The 19,353-nt window shown below is 43.4% G+C and carries 18 protein-coding genes; 8 read left to right on the top strand and 10 right to left on the bottom strand.

Translation table 11 applies throughout. The features are described from left to right. Window positions 1-10: 10 nt before the first annotated feature. Genes mscK through seqA form a run of 3 tightly spaced genes read right to left on the bottom strand, consistent with a single transcriptional unit; the run spans window position 11 to window position 5,391 of the window. The gene (gene mscK / locus HBL79_RS02615; protein ID WP_035685915.1) at window positions 11-3,331 is read right to left on the bottom strand and encodes a mechanosensitive channel MscK; all 3,321 of its coding nucleotides are present in this window, start codon (window positions 3,329-3,331) and stop codon (window positions 11-13) included. After that, window positions 3,315-4,748, bottom strand: coding sequence for an o-succinylbenzoate--CoA ligase (gene menE, locus HBL79_RS02610; RefSeq protein WP_035686027.1), 1,434 nt, complete (start codon window positions 4,746-4,748; stop codon window positions 3,315-3,317). The genes mscK and menE overlap by 17 nt, the downstream gene beginning before the upstream one ends. Before the next feature lie 13 nt (window positions 4,749-4,761). Further along, complete coding sequence (gene seqA / locus HBL79_RS02605; protein ID WP_035685917.1) at window positions 4,762-5,391, bottom strand: replication initiation negative regulator SeqA; 630 nt, start codon at window positions 5,389-5,391, stop codon at window positions 4,762-4,764. Between the two features lie 79 nt (window positions 5,392-5,470). On the opposite strand from seqA, the gene HBL79_RS02600 reads away from it, so the two are divergent. The 4 genes from HBL79_RS02600 to fur all read left to right on the top strand — a co-directional run bounded on the left by HBL79_RS02600 (window position 5,471) and on the right by fur (window position 7,669). Continuing rightward, window positions 5,471-6,253 carry an alpha/beta fold hydrolase gene (locus tag HBL79_RS02600; protein ID WP_035685919.1) on the top strand — a complete coding sequence of 261 codons (783 nt, stop codon included), beginning with the start codon at window positions 5,471-5,473 and terminating at the stop codon, window positions 6,251-6,253. Window positions 6,254-6,382: 129 nt separating this feature from the next. Next, window positions 6,383-6,652 carry a LexA regulated protein gene (gene ybfE, locus HBL79_RS02595; RefSeq protein ID WP_017805780.1) on the top strand — a complete coding sequence of 90 codons (270 nt, stop codon included), beginning with the start codon at window positions 6,383-6,385 and terminating at the stop codon, window positions 6,650-6,652. 14 nt (window positions 6,653-6,666) lie between these two features. Further along, complete coding sequence (gene fldA, locus HBL79_RS02590) at window positions 6,667-7,194, top strand: flavodoxin FldA (protein WP_017805779.1); 528 nt, start codon at window positions 6,667-6,669, stop codon at window positions 7,192-7,194. A 28-nt stretch (window positions 7,195-7,222) separates the two neighbouring features. Continuing rightward, window positions 7,223-7,669: a ferric iron uptake transcriptional regulator gene (gene fur / locus HBL79_RS02585; RefSeq protein ID WP_017805778.1), complete on the top strand. Its 447-nt coding sequence runs from the start codon at window positions 7,223-7,225 to the stop codon at window positions 7,667-7,669. 65 nt (window positions 7,670-7,734) lie between these two features. Here the strand turns inward: fur and ubiG are convergent, their stop codons facing one another. Then, on the bottom strand, window positions 7,735-8,448 hold the full coding sequence (gene ubiG, locus HBL79_RS02580; RefSeq protein ID WP_035685921.1) for a bifunctional 2-polyprenyl-6-hydroxyphenol methylase/3-demethylubiquinol 3-O-methyltransferase UbiG: 714 nt from the start codon (window positions 8,446-8,448) through the stop codon (window positions 7,735-7,737). A 592-nt stretch (window positions 8,449-9,040) separates the two neighbouring features. Here ubiG and gyrA point away from each other — a divergent pair. Next, on the top strand, window positions 9,041-11,692 hold the full coding sequence (gene gyrA, locus HBL79_RS02575; RefSeq protein ID WP_046097418.1) for a DNA topoisomerase (ATP-hydrolyzing) subunit A: 2,652 nt from the start codon (window positions 9,041-9,043) through the stop codon (window positions 11,690-11,692). Between the two features lie 102 nt (window positions 11,693-11,794). Beyond that, window positions 11,795-12,142 carry a SirB2 family protein gene (locus HBL79_RS02570; protein ID WP_017805802.1) on the top strand — a complete coding sequence of 116 codons (348 nt, stop codon included), beginning with the start codon at window positions 11,795-11,797 and terminating at the stop codon, window positions 12,140-12,142. Between the two features lie 188 nt (window positions 12,143-12,330). Here the strand turns inward: HBL79_RS02570 and HBL79_RS02565 are convergent, their stop codons facing one another. The 6 genes from HBL79_RS02565 to HBL79_RS02540 form a co-directional block, all read right to left on the bottom strand. After that, a complete protein-coding gene (locus HBL79_RS02565; protein ID WP_046097419.1) occupies window positions 12,331-13,032 on the bottom strand; it encodes a putative quinol monooxygenase in 702 nt (233 codons plus the stop codon). A gap of 125 nt (window positions 13,033-13,157) precedes the next feature. Beyond that, window positions 13,158-13,487 (bottom strand): DMT family transporter, encoded by a 330-nt coding sequence (locus tag HBL79_RS02560; RefSeq protein ID WP_046097420.1) that lies wholly within the window; start codon window positions 13,485-13,487, stop codon window positions 13,158-13,160. A 398-nt stretch (window positions 13,488-13,885) separates the two neighbouring features. Beyond that, window positions 13,886-14,635 carry an SDR family oxidoreductase gene (locus tag HBL79_RS02555; protein WP_046097421.1) on the bottom strand — a complete coding sequence of 250 codons (750 nt, stop codon included), beginning with the start codon at window positions 14,633-14,635 and terminating at the stop codon, window positions 13,886-13,888. A gap of 285 nt (window positions 14,636-14,920) precedes the next feature. Then, a complete protein-coding gene (locus HBL79_RS02550; protein WP_046097422.1) occupies window positions 14,921-15,460 on the bottom strand; it encodes a DJ-1/PfpI family protein in 540 nt (179 codons plus the stop codon). A 106-nt stretch (window positions 15,461-15,566) separates the two neighbouring features. Further along, window positions 15,567-16,541, bottom strand: coding sequence for a carboxylesterase family protein (locus HBL79_RS02545; protein WP_046097423.1), 975 nt, complete (start codon window positions 16,539-16,541; stop codon window positions 15,567-15,569). Window positions 16,542-16,734: 193 nt separating this feature from the next. Beyond that, on the bottom strand, window positions 16,735-17,133 hold the full coding sequence (locus tag HBL79_RS02540) for a tetratricopeptide repeat protein (RefSeq protein ID WP_223810373.1): 399 nt from the start codon (window positions 17,131-17,133) through the stop codon (window positions 16,735-16,737). A gap of 178 nt (window positions 17,134-17,311) precedes the next feature. Here HBL79_RS02540 and HBL79_RS02535 point away from each other — a divergent pair, with 178 nt between their 5' ends. Together HBL79_RS02535 and HBL79_RS02530 are read left to right on the top strand one after the other, a co-directional pair. Next, complete coding sequence (locus tag HBL79_RS02535; protein ID WP_046097424.1) at window positions 17,312-18,487, top strand: multidrug effflux MFS transporter; 1,176 nt, start codon at window positions 17,312-17,314, stop codon at window positions 18,485-18,487. A gap of 123 nt (window positions 18,488-18,610) precedes the next feature. Then, window positions 18,611-19,018: an OsmC family protein gene (locus HBL79_RS02530; protein ID WP_046097425.1), complete on the top strand. Its 408-nt coding sequence runs from the start codon at window positions 18,611-18,613 to the stop codon at window positions 19,016-19,018. Window positions 19,019-19,353: the final 335 nt, after the last annotated feature.

The following is a 19,353-nucleotide window of genomic DNA, read 5'->3' as shown; positions in this document are numbered from 1 at the left end:
ATTTTGTTCCTTATGATTTCGCTAAATTTTCTGACACAATTTGTACTTCTTGTGCCGTTGCTTGATTTTTAATAAATACATCAAGCTGGTTAAAGGCGATTTCTACATCGTGTGCAGCGAAGAGTTCATCAATGCGACGATTGAGATGATCCATGGTTTTCGTTCTCTCGTTGAGGTTGCCAACGTAAACCCGCAATTCGTGATCCAGCGTACTTGCACCAAACACGAGGAAGTATGCCATAGGTTCAGGATCTTTCAATACATATTCACATTCATCAGCGGCTTGCAATAATAAACGCTTCACTAATTCCAGATCCGAACCATAAGCCACGCCAACATTAATCACCACGCGGGTCATTGAATCCGTTAATGCCCAGTTAATCAAGCGTTCCGTTACAAAGGCTTTGTTTGGCACGATCACTTCTTTTTTATCAAAATCAATCAAGGTGGTTGAGCGGATACGGATTTTTGATACCGTACCTGAAAATTCGCCGATGGTAACCACATCACCAATACGAACTGGGCGTTCAAATAAAATGATGATCCCCGAAATAAAGTTGGCGAAGATTTCTTGTAAACCAAAACCTAAACCAACGGAAAGGGCGGCGAATAGCCATTGTAATTTTGACCACGACATTCCCAACACTGAAAACGCCGCACCGCCACCAATCGCAATGATAAAATAAGTGAGCAATGTAGTGATCGTATAAGGCGTGCCTTGAGAAAAACTCATTCGGGAAAAAATCAGCACTTCCAATAGCCCTGAAATATTCCGCACCAAAGCATAAGTGCCAATAATGATGCTCAAGGCAAATAAAAGATTTAATAACGTAATTGATTCGCTTACCGTTCCCGTATCCGTTACCACTTGTTGTTGCCACAGGGTTACGCCCTCTAAATAGTAGGCGACGGTAATCAGATCCGACCATACCCAATAAAATAGCCCAAACAAGCCGACCCAAAGTAAGAGATCCACTACGCTTTTCACTTGGCTCTTCACTTGAGCGATATTCAGCACCTCTTCTTGCTGAATTTCGGCATTAATTTCGCTGTCGTTCCCCTCTTCTTTTTGGGTTTGCATTTGCTCACGTTTTTCTAATAAACGGCGGTAGGCAAGACGACGGGCGGACACAGTGAAGCTGCGATAAATCACATCTTTTGCAATCATCCAAAGCACCAACACAAAATAAGTGGACATTAAATGTTCCATTAAATTAAGTGCGGTATAATAATAGCCCATTACGATCAAAATAATTAATGCAATCGGAGCGATAACCAATAATAAACGGGCAATTTTAAATAAATAACTTTGCTCGCCTGCTTGTTCTTGGGTTTTCTGATAAATGCTCACCGCATAGCGTAAACGAGGGCCTACAATAAATAACGAAATCACCAAAATAGAAATGGTTAAGACCTCACCAATAACATCATTGGTAATTCCCCCCTCTAAATGGGTAAAAATAGAGGCGTTTAGCCATAAAGCATAAATCCAAACCGAACGTTTTGATACGGAATAAAATAACTGCACATTATATTGCGGCATATTAAAATGACGATACGCCAAACCATTTGGACGTAACATTGCTAAAATAAAGGCAAAAAAGAGCCAATATCCCGCCATTTTTACTGACCACAACCAAAAGCTTTCAGGGGATTCAAAACAGAAGGTACTAATTAAAATTAATAACCCTAAGAAAACAAAAGTCGAGCGTAAACATAAAATTACCGTCCATAAAATGGCTTCTGGCGTATAACGTTGTCGCTCCCCTCTTAGCGTATTAATTTTGCTATTAATATAGGTAAGACGATGTTTTATTTTTTGGTTATTTAATTGAATTAACACAGTAAAAATACTGAGTAAAATAACAAAAAAACTGCCCGCTAAAATATTATTCTTCCAATTGGAAAAATTAATCAGATGGTGAATATCTTGCAACTGTGCTTTCACTTTTGGTAAAAATGTAGCGAACCAAGCAAAATCAATGGGTGGATTACTTTTCACCCAAAAACTTTGCTGTTGCAATTTACCTTGCAAGGTATCACTAATCGAGCTCACTTGCTGTTGGTTTAATTCAATATTGATCGCAAGATTTAATTGATTATTTAATGTTGTAATCGTGTCAGATAATAATTTACGCCGCTCTTGTAAAATTGTGGTTAATTGCGTTTTTTCATTATCGCTAAAAGGCTTTTGTGCATTTTTTTCTAAATTCGCAATATAACTATCAGTATCATACAAATTATCGCGTAATTCCGTTACATCAAAAATTTGTACGCGTAAATCAGTAATTTGTTTTGAAAGCCCCTGCACCATTTGATCTTGAGGCAATAATTGTTTTTGTTTATTAATAATGCGAGAAAGCACTAATGTACCTTGCAATGCACTAATTTGCTCATTAATATTTCTTTCTGTTTGCTGTAAATTATCTAAAACGCCTTTAATTCGCAAACTATCCTGAGCCAAAATATTTAATTGTGCCGTTTGTTTAACTAAATCTTGGCTAATACGTAAATTTTGATTTTGTTGCTCAACAATAATCGGGTTACTGTCTTGAATATTGGTTTGTGATTGTTTTAATTGTTCCGCTTGTTGCTGAGTTTCTTGTAAATTTTTATTATTAATCACCTCTTGCAACATTGATAATTTGGCTTGTAGTTGTTGCTGAATTAAATTCTTTTCTTCTAATTGAACGGTATATAATGACGTTAAATCATTATTCCCTTGCAACAGCATTTGATTATAACTATTTTGTAAATTAATAAAGGCTAATTCCGTTTCTAATTTTGTTTTTTCAACATTATCTACAGTCGTATCAAATAATAATTTATCAATTTCTTGTGAACGAATTAAATTCGTACTCAATACTGATTGCACTTTTTCTGGAGCAGTACGCTGGCTAACTAATTGTGCATTAATAGAAACCAAATCCGTTTGCGTTTGTTGTAAACGCTGCTGCGTACTAAGTAATTGATTTTGCAGTTCAATTAAAGAGAGACGATTAAAATCCCCGATTTGCAAAGCTGGAGCCGTTTTTAATTTATCAATATCCTTTTGTACCGCACTGGCTTGTGCGGGAGCATTGCTCACCATATTTTTCAGCGTTGCATTATCCGTTTTTTGCTTAGCAATTTTATTTAAAAAATTGAGAGTTTCTTCTAAATTTTGCTGTAAAACCTTATTATTGGGATCATTTTGATCCGCACTTTTTGCCGTATTGAGCTGTGCTTGAATTGCGTCTAGCGTAGGCAAATCCGCAAAACTTGCATTGGAAAACGTCAATAATAACAACACACTATAAAAATAAATCAGACACTTACGAAATAACTTCATTTGCTTTTCCTACTAATTCTTTTAATGCAGATTTCGCCGCTTGGCGTGAAAGTTTAATTTGCCCGTTTAATTGGAATAATTCAAGGGGGAAGGGAAAATATCGCACAGGCTGTTTAAATCGCTCCAAATGCTGAGCGAGAAAAACGCGTAAATTTCCCACCGCACTTTGCTTAAAGCCTTGTTCAAATTCGACCATCGCCACGGGGCGTTGCCCAAATTCCTGATCGTCAATGGGCAATACAAAAACCTGTTTCACGCTAGGATACTGCAAAATAATCCCCTCAATTTCCTCAGGCTGAATATTTTCACCACCTGAAATAAACATATTGTCTGCCCGCCCTAAAATGATTAGCTCGCCGTTAAGCCACTCGCCAAGATCTTTGCTATGTAGCCAGCCATCTTGTTGAATTAAAGGGACAATTTCGCCATTTTGCCAATACCCCAAGCCTAGCCCCGCACCACGCAAGCAGATTTCACCCTCAATAAGTTGCAATTCTCTACCTTGTAAGGGAGTACCAACACCATTGCGATTATCACTTTTTTTCGCACAAACCGTGGACGCCATTTCCGTCATTCCATAGCCAGAATAACAGGTCAGCCCCCATTTTTCTGCTTCCTGTGTTAAAGCTAAAGGAATATGGCTACCGCCTAATAAAATATGCTGTGTTTGAATTGATTGAGCGGGCGATTGTTGCAAATATGCCAAAAACCGCTGTAATTGGGTTGGCACAAGGGATAAATGCGAAACCTGCGTTGCGGCGGCGTAAAAATCTTCACTTGGCAAATGCAACGCCGCCCCAGCCACTAGCCAACGCCACACAATGCCTTGCCCTGAAACGTGGTATAAGGGCAAGGAAAGCAACCACGCGTCATCTTGCTCAAATGCCATTAACTCACAAACCCCTTTGGCATTCGCCCAATGGGCTTGGAGATGATGAACCACTGCTTTGGGGTTACCTGTTGAACCAGAAGTGAGCGTCATTGTGGCTGGACGCTGTGCATCATAAGCTGCCATTGTTTTCGTTGAGGTTCTTCTATCAGCGGAAAAATCATCATCAGCAAGATAAAGTGCGGTCAGATTTTTCAGTGTTTTTTTCGGCTCAAGTGAAAAGTAGAAATGAACGCCATTTGCCTCACAAAGTTGCTGGATTTTATCTTGCGGAAAGGCGGGATTAACCCCTAATACTCTTGCTCCAAGCTGAATGCCAGCCAAATAAGCCAAGAGCAAAGAAAAATGGTTTTTCCCCCACAACGCAATGCCATCACCCTGTTTAACCCCTTGCTGCGAAAACGCTGCGGCGACGGCATTGATTTTATTATTCAACTGAAGCCAAGAAAAAAGTTCGCCTTGCTCGTTACGCAAGGCTACTTTGGTTTGAAAGGGAGCTTGAGTGGCGTAGTGTTGCCAAGGGTACATCATCACAACACCGTTAATTTACCGTGAAGAACGCACGCACTTCATCGATCAAGGCTTCTGGCAAGTGCATTGATTGCATTGCCCCCTCTAACATCAACATTTTTCTTGCACTGTTGGTATTGGTAATCACCCAATAAGGGGTGTCTGGAATTTGTTTTGGCTTGGTGTGATTGCCTGCCATCAATAATGTGCCTTCATCGCGGGCAAAGTAAATCCGCGTACGCCCCTGTAAAGATTCTGTCGCTTGGGCGAAACTTTCGGGATTGGTGCGATAAAGTATGCGTAAAATGGCGAGAAACCGCACCACCGCTTTACTTTCTTGCTGAAAATCTGCCGATTGGATCAGCTCTCGCACTTTGCTACTCACTTTATTAATGGCTTCGTTGGATTGTTTTTTGGTCGCCACTTTAGGTTGGCTTTCCGCGTGAGTTACCGCTGACGCATTCTCCCGCTTTGCGGAGGTTTTCTGATTGCTACGCAAAGAAGCCTCGCTGTGCGGGGCAGTGCTTTGACTTTGCGGGGTTGAACTTAAAGAAGAAAAATTCAGTAAACGGCGTAAAATATCAGATGCACTCTCGCCAATGGATTTCGTTTGGCTCGCAATGTATTGATAAAGCTCTTCGTCCACTTCAATAATTTTCATTTTTTCTCTCCAGTTGCTTGATCTCTTTACGCTTTTGCAACATTATAACGATTTATTTTCAAATACTCACGCAAAAATTATGTTGCAATCTCATTTACTTAACTTTCAATTTCACCCGTTAGAAACCGCCTCCACACAACCCACCTTAGTGTTTATTCACGGGCTGTTTGGTGATATGAATAATTTGGGCGTGATCGCCCGTGCCTTTGCGGAACACTACCCGATTTTACGCGTAGATCTGCGTAATCACGGGCAAAGTTTTCACTCCGAAACAATGAATTACGATCTAATGGCTCAAGATCTGCTTGCTACACTCGATCATTTAGGCTTAAACGAGGTGATTTTGATCGGGCATTCAATGGGCGGCAAAACCGCAATGCGAGCCGCAGCCCTACGCCCTGATTTGGTGCAAAAATTGGTGGTGATCGACATCGCCCCTGTCGCCTATGGCGAACACGGACACGATAGCGTTTTCGCGGGCTTATTTGCCGTCAAAGCCGCCCAGCCAGCCACTCGCCAACAAGCAAAACCCATTTTGGCACAGCACATCCCGCAAGAAAGCGTACAGCAATTTATGCTGAAATCCTTTGATCTCGCGTCAGTAGAAAAATTCCGTTTTAATCTGACCGCACTTTATCAAAACTACGCTCAAATAATGGGCTGGCAACCTTGCTTCTACCCCAATCCGACCCTTTTTATTCGCGGCGGGCTTTCTGATTACATTCTGCCGGAATACAGCGAACAGATTTTGGCACAGTTCCCCAACGCGACATCATTCACCATTAACGGCAGCGGACATTGGGTACACGCGGAAAAACCTGAAGCCATCGTGCGGATTATTTCCCGCTTTTTAGCCAGCTAACGTAAAAGAGGCAATCTTTGCCGCAGGGTTTTATTCATTCAGGAATTATGATATATTTCGCCCTAATTAGTAGTTGTAGCTTCTCATTCTCAATTAGCTACATTTTAAACAACATCAGTGATTTGAAAAATGGCAAAACAAGATGCTGACTGTATAACGCTCGATCTGTTTGCTAACACGCCAAAAGTGGGTCGTCCAAAAACAAATCCACTGAGCCGAGAACAACAACTTCGCATTAATAAACGCAACCAGCTGAAACGTGATAAGTCCAGCGGATTAAAACGAGTTGAGTTAAAATTACATACGGATTTAGTGCAACAGTTAGAAGATTTAGCGTCAATAAAGCGTGTTAGTCGTTCAGAATTGATCGTAACGATTTTACAAGAACATTTTAAATAAAATAGGAAATAAAAATGGCTATCGTTGGTTTATTTTATGGTAGTGATACTGGTAATACCGAAAACATTGCCAGAATGATTCAAAAACAACTCGGTGCAGAAGTCGTGGACATTCGTGACATCGCCAAAAGCACCAAAGAAGACATTGAAGCGTATGATTTTTTAATGCTGGGAATCCCAACTTGGTATTACGGCGAAGCCCAGTGCGATTGGGACGATTTCTTCCCAACCCTTGAAGAAATTGATTTCACCGACAAATTAGTCGCCATTTTCGGTTGCGGCGACCAAGAAGACTACGCAGAATACTTCTGCGACGCAATGGGAACAATCCGCAATATTATTGAGCCGAAAGGGGCAATCATCGTCGGACACTGGCCAACGGAAGGTTACACCTTTGAAGTGTCGCAAGCACTGGTTGATGACAGCACATTCGTCGGTCTATGTATTGACGAAGATCGCCAACCTGAGCTGACCGCAGAGCGTGTTGAAAAATGGACAAAACAAGTTTTCGATGAAATGTGTTTAGCCGAACTCGTTGAGTAAGCCGTTAATCCCAAAATAAGGAACGATTATGTCTGAAGAAAATATCAAATTACTAAAAAAAGCGGGCTTAAAAATTACCGAACCCCGCTTAACGATTTTGGCATTAATGCAAGAACATAGTATGTCGCATTTTTCTGCCGAAGAAGTGTACAAATTACTTCTCGAACGCGGCGAAGACATCGGCTTAGCCACCGTTTATCGCGTCCTAAACCAATTTGACGAAGCCAACATTCTGACTCGTCATAACTTTGAAGGCAACAAATCGGTTTTTGAACTTGCCCCAACAGAGCATCACGACCACATTATTTGCGTAGATTGTGGCAAAGTATTTGAATTTAATGATGAAATCATCGAACAACGACAAAAACAAATTAGCGAAGAACACGGCATCAAATTAAAAACTCACAGCCTTTACCTCTACGGAAAATGTAGCGATATTGACAACTGTGATGAAAAAGATAAAGAGAAAAAATAATCTCTTGTGTAAAAATCTCACTTAAAAAATACCGCACTTTTAATAAAGTGCGGTATTTTTTTAGATCAGTTTTTCACTTTAAATGTCACAATATAATTGGCACTCACATCGTGGTTTAGCTTAAACATTCCCGTTAAAGGATTATAATGGTAGCCCACCATATCTACGCATTCTAACTCTGCATTGTCTGTCCACGCCAATAATTCCGCAGGTTTAATAAATTTCTCGTAATTGTGCGTGCCTTTAGGTAGCATTTTTAGCACATACTCCGCCCCAACAATCACCAATGCCCACGCCTTTAAAGTACGATTGATGGTTGAAAAAAACAGCACGCCATCAGGTTTAAGCAACGCTTTGCACGACTGAATAATCGAATTAGGATCAGGAACGTGTTCAAGCATTTCCATACAAGTGATGACATCAAATTTTTCCTCACCAAGTGCGGTGTGTTTTTCAAGAAAATTTTCCACGGTAGTTTGTTGATAATCAATACGTAGCCCCTGCTCTTGGCTGTGCAATTTTGCCACTTCAAGCGGAGCGGTGGTCATATCAATCCCCGTAACAGTTGCCCCTTGTTTTGCCATTGCTTCTGATAAAATTCCCCCACCACAGCCAACATCTAACACTTTTTTCCCAAATAATCCTTGTGCTTGCTGACAAATATAAGCTAAACGCACGGGATTTAAACGATGAATGGGTTTAAAATCCCCCTCAGGATCCCACCAAGTTTTTGCCATTTTTTCGAATTTGTCCAATTCTTGTTGGTCGATGTTTTGCATTATTTTTCTCGTCTTTTTAAATTTCGTTTTTCTTTGGATCTGATAACGGGTTTCGCTCGTTGAGCGACTTCCTTTCTTCTGCTTACACAAAAGGAAGCAAAGAAAAGGGAACCCCGATAAAACCGCGTTTTCCTCATTCTGATAAAATTTTCTTCACGAAAAGTAAGCCCACACTCGCTACGCTGCGTTCAGGCGTTACTTTTCTAAAAATTTTATTGGAATGACGGCGATTTGGACGGAAATTATATTACAAGTGCGATGGAAATTTTTAAGTTTTTAAAATTTTGTGGAAAATGACCGCACTTTATGGTTCGAATAGCTATTTTTGTAGTTAAAGAAAATATTTTTTCTACGTTAAATTTCTTTTTTATTTTTTTGGGGGGATAACGGGTTTCGCCGTTGGCGACTTCCTTTCTTTTGCGTTCCCAAAAGAAAGGAAGCAAAAAAAGGAAGTCGCTCAACGAGCGAAACTCGTTATTAATCCCAAAGAAAAAAGCAAATTTACGCCATAACAATCTTTATTAAATTAGAGAAATCATTGAAATTATGCTACAATCTCGCCTAATTTTTTATGTAATTAGGGAATATTTCAATGACGAATTTGGTTTCAAACGTTACCCCTGTGAGTATTGAGGAAGAGTTAAAATCTTCTTATCTCGACTACGCAATGTCCGTGATTGTTGGACGTGCCTTGCCTGATGTGCGTGATGGGTTAAAACCTGTACACCGCCGTGTTTTGTATTCAATGGATCAAAGCGGAATTACCCATAATAAAGCCTATGTAAAATCAGCCCGTGTGGTAGGTGATGTCATCGGGAAATACCACCCGCACGGTGATATTGCGGTTTATGACACCATTGTGCGTATGGCACAGCCTTTTTCGCTACGTTATATGTTGGTGGACGGTCAGGGTAACTTTGGTTCGGTGGACGGTGATGCCCCAGCGGCAATGCGTTATACCGAAGTGCGTATGCAAAAAATTACGCAAGAATTGCTGACCGATTTAGACAAAGAAACCGTGGATTTCTCGCCAAACTATGATGGCAAAGAGATGATTCCCGATGTGTTGCCAACCAAAATCCCTGCCTTGCTCGTCAATGGTTCATCGGGGATCGCAGTGGGTATGGCGACCAATATTCCCCCACATAATTTAGGCGAAGTGCTAGATGGTTGCTTGGCATATTTGGATAACGAGGAAATTAGCATTGATGAATTAATGCAGTTTATTCCCGGCCCAGATTTCCCAACGGCGGCGTTAATAAATGGTCGCAAAGGCATTGAAGATGCCTATAAAACAGGGCGTGGAAAGGTTTATGTGCGTGCCAAAGCAGAAATTGAAACCAGCGAAAAAGGCCGCGAAACCATTGTCGTTACGGAAATTCCTTATCAAGTAAACAAAGCCCGTTTAGTGGAAAAAATTGCGGAGCTGGTGCGAGATAAAAAAATCGAAGGCATTAGCAACGTGCTTGATGTATCCAACAAAGAGGGCTTCCGCATTGAAATTGAAATCAAGCGTGATGCGGTTGGCGAAGTGGTGCTGAATAACCTCTATGCCCTCACCCAAATGCAAGTGACCTTTGGGATCAATATGGTGGCACTTGATCACGGGCAACCTAAGCTCTTCAATTTAAAGCAAATTATTGAAGCTTTCGTGAAACATCGCCGTGAAGTGGTTACTCGCCGTACCGTGTTTGAATTGCGTAAAGCCCGTGAACGCGCTCATATTTTAGAAGGTTTGGCGATCGCGTTGGCGAATATCGATCCTGTCATTGAAGTGATTCGTGCTTCAAAAACAGGCGATGAAGCCCGTGAAGCCTTGCTATCTCGTGGTTGGGAACTGGGCAATGTGAGTGCGATGCTCGAAGCCGCAGGAATGGACGCGTCTCGCCCTGAAGATCTTTCCCCTGAATTAGGCGTGCGTGATGGCTTATATTACCTTTCCGAAGAACAAGCCCGTGCGATTTTAGATCTCCGCTTACAACGTCTAACAGGGCTAGAGCACGAAAAAATCGTTACCGAGTACCAAGAAATTTTAGTCGAAATCGGCGAACTTTTACACATTTTAAACAGCACTGAACGCTTGCGTGAAGTGGTGCGTGAAGAATTAGAACGCATTAAAACCGAATTTAATGACGAACGCCGCACCGAAATCACAATGGCATCTGGCGATATTAATCTTGAAGATCTCATCGCTCAAGAAGACGTGGTTGTTACCCTTTCTCACGAAGGTTATGTGAAATATCAACCACTTACCGATTACGAAGCCCAACGCCGTGGCGGTAAAGGGAAATCAGCAACCAAGATGAAAGAAGAAGATTTCATCGAAAAATTATTGGTTGCCAACACCCACGACACGATTTTATGTTTCTCTAGCCGCGGACGTTTATACTGGCTCAAAGTGTATCAATTACCGCAAGCCAGCCGCGGTGCGCGTGGTCGCCCAATCGTCAATATTCTGCCATTGGATGAAAACGAACGTATCACCGCCATCTTGCCAATTTCCGCTTATGAGGAAGATAAATTTGTCGTAATGGCAACCGCAGGCGGGATCGTGAAGAAAATCGCCCTCACAGAATTTAGCCGCCCACGTTCAAGTGGAATTATCGCCTTGAACTTGCGTGATGAAGATGAACTCATCGGGGTGGACATTACCAATGGCAATGACGAAATTATGTTGTTCTCCTCACAAGGTCGTGTAGTGCGATTTGCAGAAAGTGCGGTTCGCCCAATGGGACGCACCGCTACAGGGGTTCGCGGGATTAAACTCGCCCTAACTAACGATCTTTCTGATGATGAAAGTGCGGTGGAAATTGAAGACGTTTCCGAGGATAACAGCGAAGAAACCCTTGATCTCAACATTGATAAAGTGGTTTCCCTTGTTGTTCCAAAAAATGCGGGAGCAATCTTAACTGCAACGCAAAATGGTTACGGAAAACGTACCGCACTTGAGGAATACCCAACCAAATCACGCAACACCAAAGGGGTGATTTCTATCAAAGTGAGTGAGCGTAACGGCAAAGTGGTGGCAGCAACCCAAGTGGAAGAAAGCGACCAAATTATGCTCATTACGGACGCAGGAACATTGGTTAGAACCCGTGTGAACGAAGTGAGCATTGTGGGAAGAAACACCCAAGGGGTTCGCTTAATTCGCACCGCCGAAGATGAGCAAGTAGTAAGCCTTGAACGTGTTTGTGATGTGGACGACGAAGAATCGGACATTGAAACAGACAATGTGGAAGAATAAAAACAAAGTGGGCAACTCGCCCACTTTCTCTTTTCCCAAAGCTGAAACCTTTTTTCACACTGGACTTTTTAAATCCCAAACCATTCTATAGGAATTTCAACAATGATTTTTTATGCTATTTACACCCACTTTTTTTGTGCTTTTATTAGCTTAGGATTATTTATTATTCGTGCCTTAATGCAATTTGCTGGAAAAGATTGGCGTGCCATAAAATTACTCAAAATCCTACCGCACTTATCCGATACGCTACTGATCGTAAGCGGTGCAATCTTATTATTCTCCCTAGGAATAGGCTTCCCTTGGTGGATTATCACCAAATTTGCTTTATTAATTAGCTATATCATTTTTGCCACCAAGTTTTTCAAACAAGGTTCTACAAATAATTTACTCCTCTTTCTTTTCGCCTTATTTTCATTTATTAGTATCATAATACTTGGCTATTTCCATTAGACAAAAAGCGATGCCTCTCACCTCAACAATCAAAGACATATACGCTAGGTTTATTGTTAGAAAAATGAATAATTTTCCATTAATCTTACTAAAATACCAAACTATTAATTATATTATCTCGTTAAATTCTTCTTCAGATACCCCAATGCAAATAGCATCTGAAATATCATATTTCAAACAACATTGATTTATTTTTCCACCCAATTCAACCCACCTTGATTGCCAAGATACAGCGGTTGAATGGTTCGGAAATTTTTGCTTTCCAACATTGCCGCGGTGTCTTTGAGATAAGCTTGGAAATGGGGCGTTTGGCGGTGGGCTTGGTAGGCGGCATCATCAGCGTAGATTTCAAAAAACAGCCATTTGTTCGGTTGATTTTTGTAAGTGGCGGCATACATTGCCAGCACACCATTTTCGGCTTTGAGCGATTGTGCCATTTCTTGGCTGACGATGCGTTTAAAGTCGGTGTTGTGTTGTGGTTTCACTTCCACCATCACTAAATTAGTGCGATAGGATGCAGTGGCTTGCACTTTTTTGTCGCCTAAAAATTGTGGCACAAGCGGGGTAAAGACTTTGTGATCGGTCAAAATGGTGGGGGACTGGGCTAAAAAGGCTTGGTATTGTGGCGATTGACGGTGGGTTTGATATGCCGCATCATCGGCGTAGATTTCCACCATATAGGCCATATCGGGCTGTTCGCTCGGCTGCACGGCATACATCGCCAGTGTGCCTTTTTCCTTGGCAATGGATGTGTCGATATTGTGTTTGCCCACTTGGTTAAATTCGGCGTGCTGCCCTTGTGCGATGCCCAGTTCAAAGAAGTTTATCACGGGGGCTGCCTGCACATTGAGGCTGGCGGCGAGGGTAAGGGTGGTGAGGATTTTTTTCATGGTTGTTCCTATCGTTGTTGTGGTTGAGGGTGTTTCGTTCAATAGCTATCAATGTGTAACGCCGTAGGATGGTTGTTTGCTTTCAACATCATACGGCGTTACTTTGCTGTGTGGGCTTGGGCGATTTAGTGGGCGGCCATGTGTGAAAATGCGTTCAAAATCACCACACCCACGAGAATAAACGCAATGCCGAGTAGCCCCATTGCGTCTGCTTTTGTGCCGAAAAACAGCATACTCACGATGGCAGTTAGCACCAAGCCCACGCCTGCCCACACCGCATAAGCCGTTCCCAGCGGTAAAGTTTTGAGGGCAAGACTTAGAAAATAAAACGCCAAGCCAAAGCCCAACACCACACCTGCGGAGGGCAATAATTTGCTAAACCCTTCGCTTAATTTCAACATTGTTGAGCCAAATACTTCCGACACAATCGCCAAAGCCAGCCATAACCACGCCATTTTTTTACCTCTTTTGTTATCTGAAAAGCGGTATTATAGCCTTTTATATTTTGCCATTATAGACTTGTTTTTTCAGCGAATTTGTGTGCAAAGTGAGCCGATATTGAACGAAACATCTTATTATAGTCGTTTAAGTTCAACATAAGACAAGGCTTTGATCCGCAGACAGTACAAATAGTACGGCAAGGCGAAGTAACGCCGTATTATGTTGAAATCAAACGGCTAAAAATTTGACTGCACTTTAATGCCGTCTGAAAAAATAACGTTGATAAACCCTATACAAGCCGTATAGGGTTACTTAATTTGAGTCGCTCTGCAACTCTGCTATTCAGCCCCAAATAGGCAAAGAAGCAAAGCGGCTTAGCTTAACGAGCCGAGTACGGCTCGTGCTAGGTGGCTTACCAAGGCTGTGTAGTCGGCCCAATGGTAAATTCGCTGATGTTGGTGTCTTCAGGCTGGCTGAGGGCGAACGCCACCACGTTTGCCACGCGTTCGGCGGGGATTTCGTAGTTGTCGTACAGCTCACGATAGGCTTTCGACACGTTGTCGTTAGTGATGCCTGCCACCAATTCCGATTGCACCGCCGCAGGGTAAATAGTGCTGGTGCGGATATTTGTACCAGCCTGTGCCGATTCCATACGCAAGGCTTCCATAATGGCTTTCACCGCCCATTTTGTGCCGCAATACACGCCAGCCCCTGGGTACACTTTCAGCCCAGCCACAGAAGAAGTGGCGAGAATATGCCCTGATTTTTGTGCTTCAAAAGTGGGCAACACGGCGGCAATGCCGTTCAACACACCTTTGATGTTCACGTCCACCATCGCATTCCAGTTGGCAGTTTCCAACGCGGAAAATGGCGAACTTGGCATTAAGCCTGCGTTTAAGAAAATCGCGTCCAATTTGCCAAAAGTGCTTTTTGCCAACTCTACTAAGGCGTGATTGTCTTCAGGCTTGGTTACATCGGTGCTGCGATACACCGCCTCGCCGCCATTTGCAACAATTTTATCGGCAATGGCTTTGAGCTTGTCTTGACGGCGTGCCGCCAAGACGATTTTCGCCCCCTCTTGTGCCAGTTTATAGGCAGTGGCTTCGCCGATGCCTGATGATGCACCAGTGATAATGACGACTTTGTCTTTTAAGTTTTGCATTTTGTTGTCCTTTTATTGTGAATAATGGATGCCGCTTATTATCATTGTTTTTATTGGTAAGCGGTAGTGTACTATTTGTTTATTCTCTATTAAGTTAAACCTAACAATCTCTCAGCATTTTGCTAGGTAATCATTGGTTTTTCGGCTTCATTTCCGTTTTCAGGCAGTCCAAAGAACAATAGGCTTGACTTTCCAACCTATTTAGGAAGAAACCAAACATCACAAAATGCGGAAAAATCCCACCGCACTTTATGTGGTAAAAGTTTGGCGTCATTCATCTTCGCTTCAAACTGGTGTGAACTCATATTCAATCAGTTTCGCCATCGCTTCCGCTTTGGCGTTATCGAATAAATAAGCGGTGAAATGCAACGCCATTTCAATGCCTGCACTAGTGAAAAATTGCCCGTCTTGGCAGACCCGTTGGCGGACAAACCGCACTTGTGGATTGAGCGATTGCCCCCAATCAAAAGCATTAAGATTGGTGGTGGCAGTTTTGCCATTCAACACGCCTGATGCGGCGAGCAACGCCGAGCCTGTGCAAACACTTAGCACAAAGCGATGTGATTGGCACAGCTTCGCCAGCTCTGCCAAAAATACTTGATTTTGCACCAGCGTACGCGTACCTGCCCCACCTGGGATCAACAAAATATCCCCCTCTGCATGTTGCCAAGGTTGAGTTTCTAGCACTGCACCACACGCCCCACGAACCTTGCCGCCATTGGCACTGAGATAGTACATTAAAAAACCTAAGTTTTTAAACTCCGCCAACGCCCCAAAGACATCAAGTTCTAAAAACTGATCGAATAATACCGTGTTCACCTGCATCGCTTCCTCCTTTGTTGTGTTTTGAACAATGCTCTCTTACATAGGCATTATTCTGTTTTTTTATTGAATATCGGTTCTGAAGTGAAGAAACATACTCTATTAAAAGTTAACGATGCTGTTGAAACAACCAATCCCGAGCGGGTTCGAGCAGATAGGCGTAATCAAAAGAATACATATGTTCACCGCCGCGGCTGTTGGCGAGTGTGCCTTCAGGCAGTGTGCTGCCTTGGGCGAATTGGATAAAGTTGTGGGCGTTGCCCTGTGCCAGCAGTTTGGCGGTGTCGGCGTTTTGTTCGGCAAGGCTTGCTTTAGCGGAAAATTCGGTGCTGTCAAACGGGATTTTTTTGGCTTCAAACAGGGCTTTGAGTTCTGCCATGCCTTTGGAGGCTTTGGGGTCGCCCTCAGCAACGGTGTAGATGAATTTGGTGTTTTTCAGCGGTTCAAGCACGGCGGTGTTCCATTGGCTGCCAACAAACATTGAAGCGGCGAAGAGCTGGGGTTCGGTGATGTTGAGGTAGAAGGAAATCATTCCGCCCATGGATTGCCCTGTGGTGTAAACCCGTTTGCTGTCAATGGGTTGGCTGGCAATGGTGTGTTTGAGCAGACGCAGGGCGATTCCGACTTCATCAGTAGTTTGCCAGTCGTCATTCACGGCGGATTGTGGGCCGCTAAAGGCCGGCACAAGGACAAACGCAGGGTGCTTGGCTTGGGCTTCATCGGTCGCCCAAATAATGCCGCCGTAGCCTTGCATTAAGGGGGCTTGTACGCCTTTGCCTACGGTGCTGGCATCGGCAATAAACATCACCAGTGGGTATTTTTTGTTCGGGTCGAGATTTTTCGGCGTGTAGAGGTTATACGCCATTGTTTTGCCCGTTACGCTGTCTTTGAAGCTAAGTTGTTGAAAACGTGGGGCGATTTGTTCACGCATTGTGATGAGTTGTTGATCGTAACTTTTATTCGCACCGCCGTATTGGTTGTTCCACGCACCTTGCTGGCTTGCCGCCTGTGGGCTGGTGGTATCGGTGAGATGAGTGCAGGCAGCCAATGCAAATAGGCTGAGGGTGAGAAGTGATTTTTTCATAATTTTCCTTGTGTTAATGTGCCGTTTGCAAACGTTGCCATTCGGCTTCGCCTTGTGCATCGCCGGCGTTTTTGGCTTGTTGATAATAGGCTAAGGCTTGTTAGCGGTCGGCTGCAACGCCTTTGCCTTGTTCGTAAAATCTGCCCAATGCCACCATCGCTGGGGCGGCGATCACATCGCCACGCTGGGCGGATTATTCATACCATTTTTTGGCAAGGGCGAGGTTTTGCGCTGTGCCAATGGCATTTTCATAACAATAACCGAGCCAATATTGCCCCGTGATGTCGCCTTTGCTGGCGGCTTGCTGAAAATAGGTGAACGCCTGTGCCGCATCACGTGGCACGCCCTGCCCGTTGAGCGACATCAAGCCAAGATAACGCGGAGCTTTCATATCGCCTGCTTGTTCGGCTTGGCGAAACAATGGCAGGGCTTGGGCGTAATCTTGAGCGTGATAAGCGGTAACCGCTTGATTCAGTAACGCCCATGCGGCTTCTTGGGCGGCACTATGAGCAGGGTGAACCGTTGAGAGGGAAGAGGTTACCGTGCAAGCCGATAACAAAAGGCTACACAAAACAAGGGTGAATTTCTTCATAACACAGCCATTTCTAAACATAAATTGCACGGCATTATATAAACCTCTCTATATCAATGCAATTTTTAGATTATTGAATATTATTCAAAACCCTATGCAATATTTTCCTACTAATCAAAACAATGCCATTGCGTTACACTAGCCGACATTCAAGTGAAAACAAAAATAAGAGAACAATATGCAGTCAAAAAACAGCCTCCCCCCCATTGTTTTATTCATGATTTTGGGCTTATTAATGGCGACCACCTCGCTTTCCACCGATATTTATCTGCCCGCAATGCCACAAATGGCCCGGGATTTAAACGGGCGGGCGGAGCTGACGGTAACGGGCTTTTTGGTCGGTTTCGCCTTAGCACAACTGTTATGGGGCCCGATTAGCGACCGCATTGGGCGGAAAAAACCGCTCTATCTCGGTATGCTATTGTTTATCGTCGGCTCGCTGGGCTGTGCGATGTCGGAAACGATGCCACAGATGATTTTTTGGCGTGTCTTTCAAGCCTTTGGTGCTTGCACCGCACCAATGTTGGCGCGTGCGATGGTGCGTGATTTGTTCGACAAAACCCGTGCGGTGCAAATGATGTCCACCCTTACCATTATTATGGCGATTGCCCCGATTTCCGCCCCACTCATTGGCGGGCAACTGCTCCGCCTCAGCTCGTGGCACGCCATTTTTTACCTGCTCGCGGTGATTGGCGGCGTGATGTTTCTTTCCTTGCTGGCATTGCCCGAAAGCCATCGCCTCGAAAACCGTGCCACAGGGGCATTTTTCAGCGTGTTCCGCAACTACCGAACCTTGCTCGGCAACGCCGCATTTATGCGTTACACCCTGTGCGTTACCTTTTTCTACATCGGTAACTACGCCTTTATCATCGGCTCGCCAGAGGTGTATATCGATCATTTCCACATTGATCCGCAACATTTCGGCTGGCTGTTTGGGCTGAATATTGTCGGCGTGATGATCCTGAGCCTCGCCAATCGCTTTTTGGTGAAACGCTTTAACCTCAACCAACTGCTGCGAGCCACCACCGCTTTCGCCAGCCTAATGGGGCTGTTCATCGCCTTTTTTGCCTACACCCACATCGGCGGTATGGTGAGCCTGATCATCAGCGTATTTTTCTATTTCTCAATGGTCGGCATCATCGCCGCCTGTGCCACCGTTGCCGCCCTCGACCGCGTTCCCGAAATGGCTGGCTCAGGCTCAGCACTGATGGGATCGTTGCAATACGGCAGTGGCATCGTTTCCTCTTTGCTACTCGCCACCTTTTCAGACGGCAGCGCGTGGGCAATGGCATGGATAATGGTTGCTTCTGCGATTTTGAGTGCGGTGATGATGTGGGGCAAACGCAAAGCATAGTCATCTAAAAGTGCGGTGAAAAATGACCGCACTTTTTTCCTTGCTTCCACATCACGACTGTTTTAATCTAACGCTTGAAAAAACATCATCTTAACAACATCATCATAGCAAAAGGAGTTTAATATGGGACACATCTCAACACTTCATTACACAGGCGATTTACACAACGATATGGTGCATTTGCAAAGTGGCGATAAAATTTCCACTGATGCTCCTGTGGATAATAATGGCAAGGGTGAGGCATTTTCACCAACAGATTTACTTGCGGTTTCCCTCGCTGCTTGTGCAATGACAATTATGGGAATTAAGGCGAAAGCGTTGGATCTTGATTTACGTGGTACTCGAGTTGAGATTGAAAAAGAAATGGCATTAAATCCGCGTAGGGTGGCTCGCGTTAGCTTGGATTTTTATTTATCCCAAGGGCTAGATGAAAACAGTCGCCGTGTTTTAGAAGAAGCAGCACACACCTGCCCTGTGTCAAAAAGTTTAAGTGTAGAATTAGTGCAAGAGTTCCGTTTTCATTACCTCTAAAACATCTTGTTTGTGAAAAAATACGGTTAGTTTAGACGTATTTTTTTGCTTATTTTAACTTTTCTTTATACAGAAGAAATATTGAATAGAAAAATAAGGACAAATCTAAGCTTGTCTTTATTGATAAATAAAGTTGGAGAAATCTTAATGCCTAATTTCGCTTTTTGCATATAGCGTTTTCTCTTCGCAAAATCGATAAAACGACTAATGCTATATAAACGACCAATATGCTATCCGTTTGTTAAGCCGAAGCTTAACTTTCCGTCAGCGATCATAACTAAGCCCAATTTCACCAAAGCATCACCGATTAAATAGGTAAATGTGCTTTTCAGGCT

The organism is Avibacterium paragallinarum, from assembly GCF_011765605.1.
GTDB lineage: Bacteria > Pseudomonadota > Gammaproteobacteria > Enterobacterales > Pasteurellaceae > Avibacterium > Avibacterium paragallinarum.
Note: the sequence above shows the minus strand (reverse complement) of the source record. Positions and strands in the feature narration are given on the sequence as shown.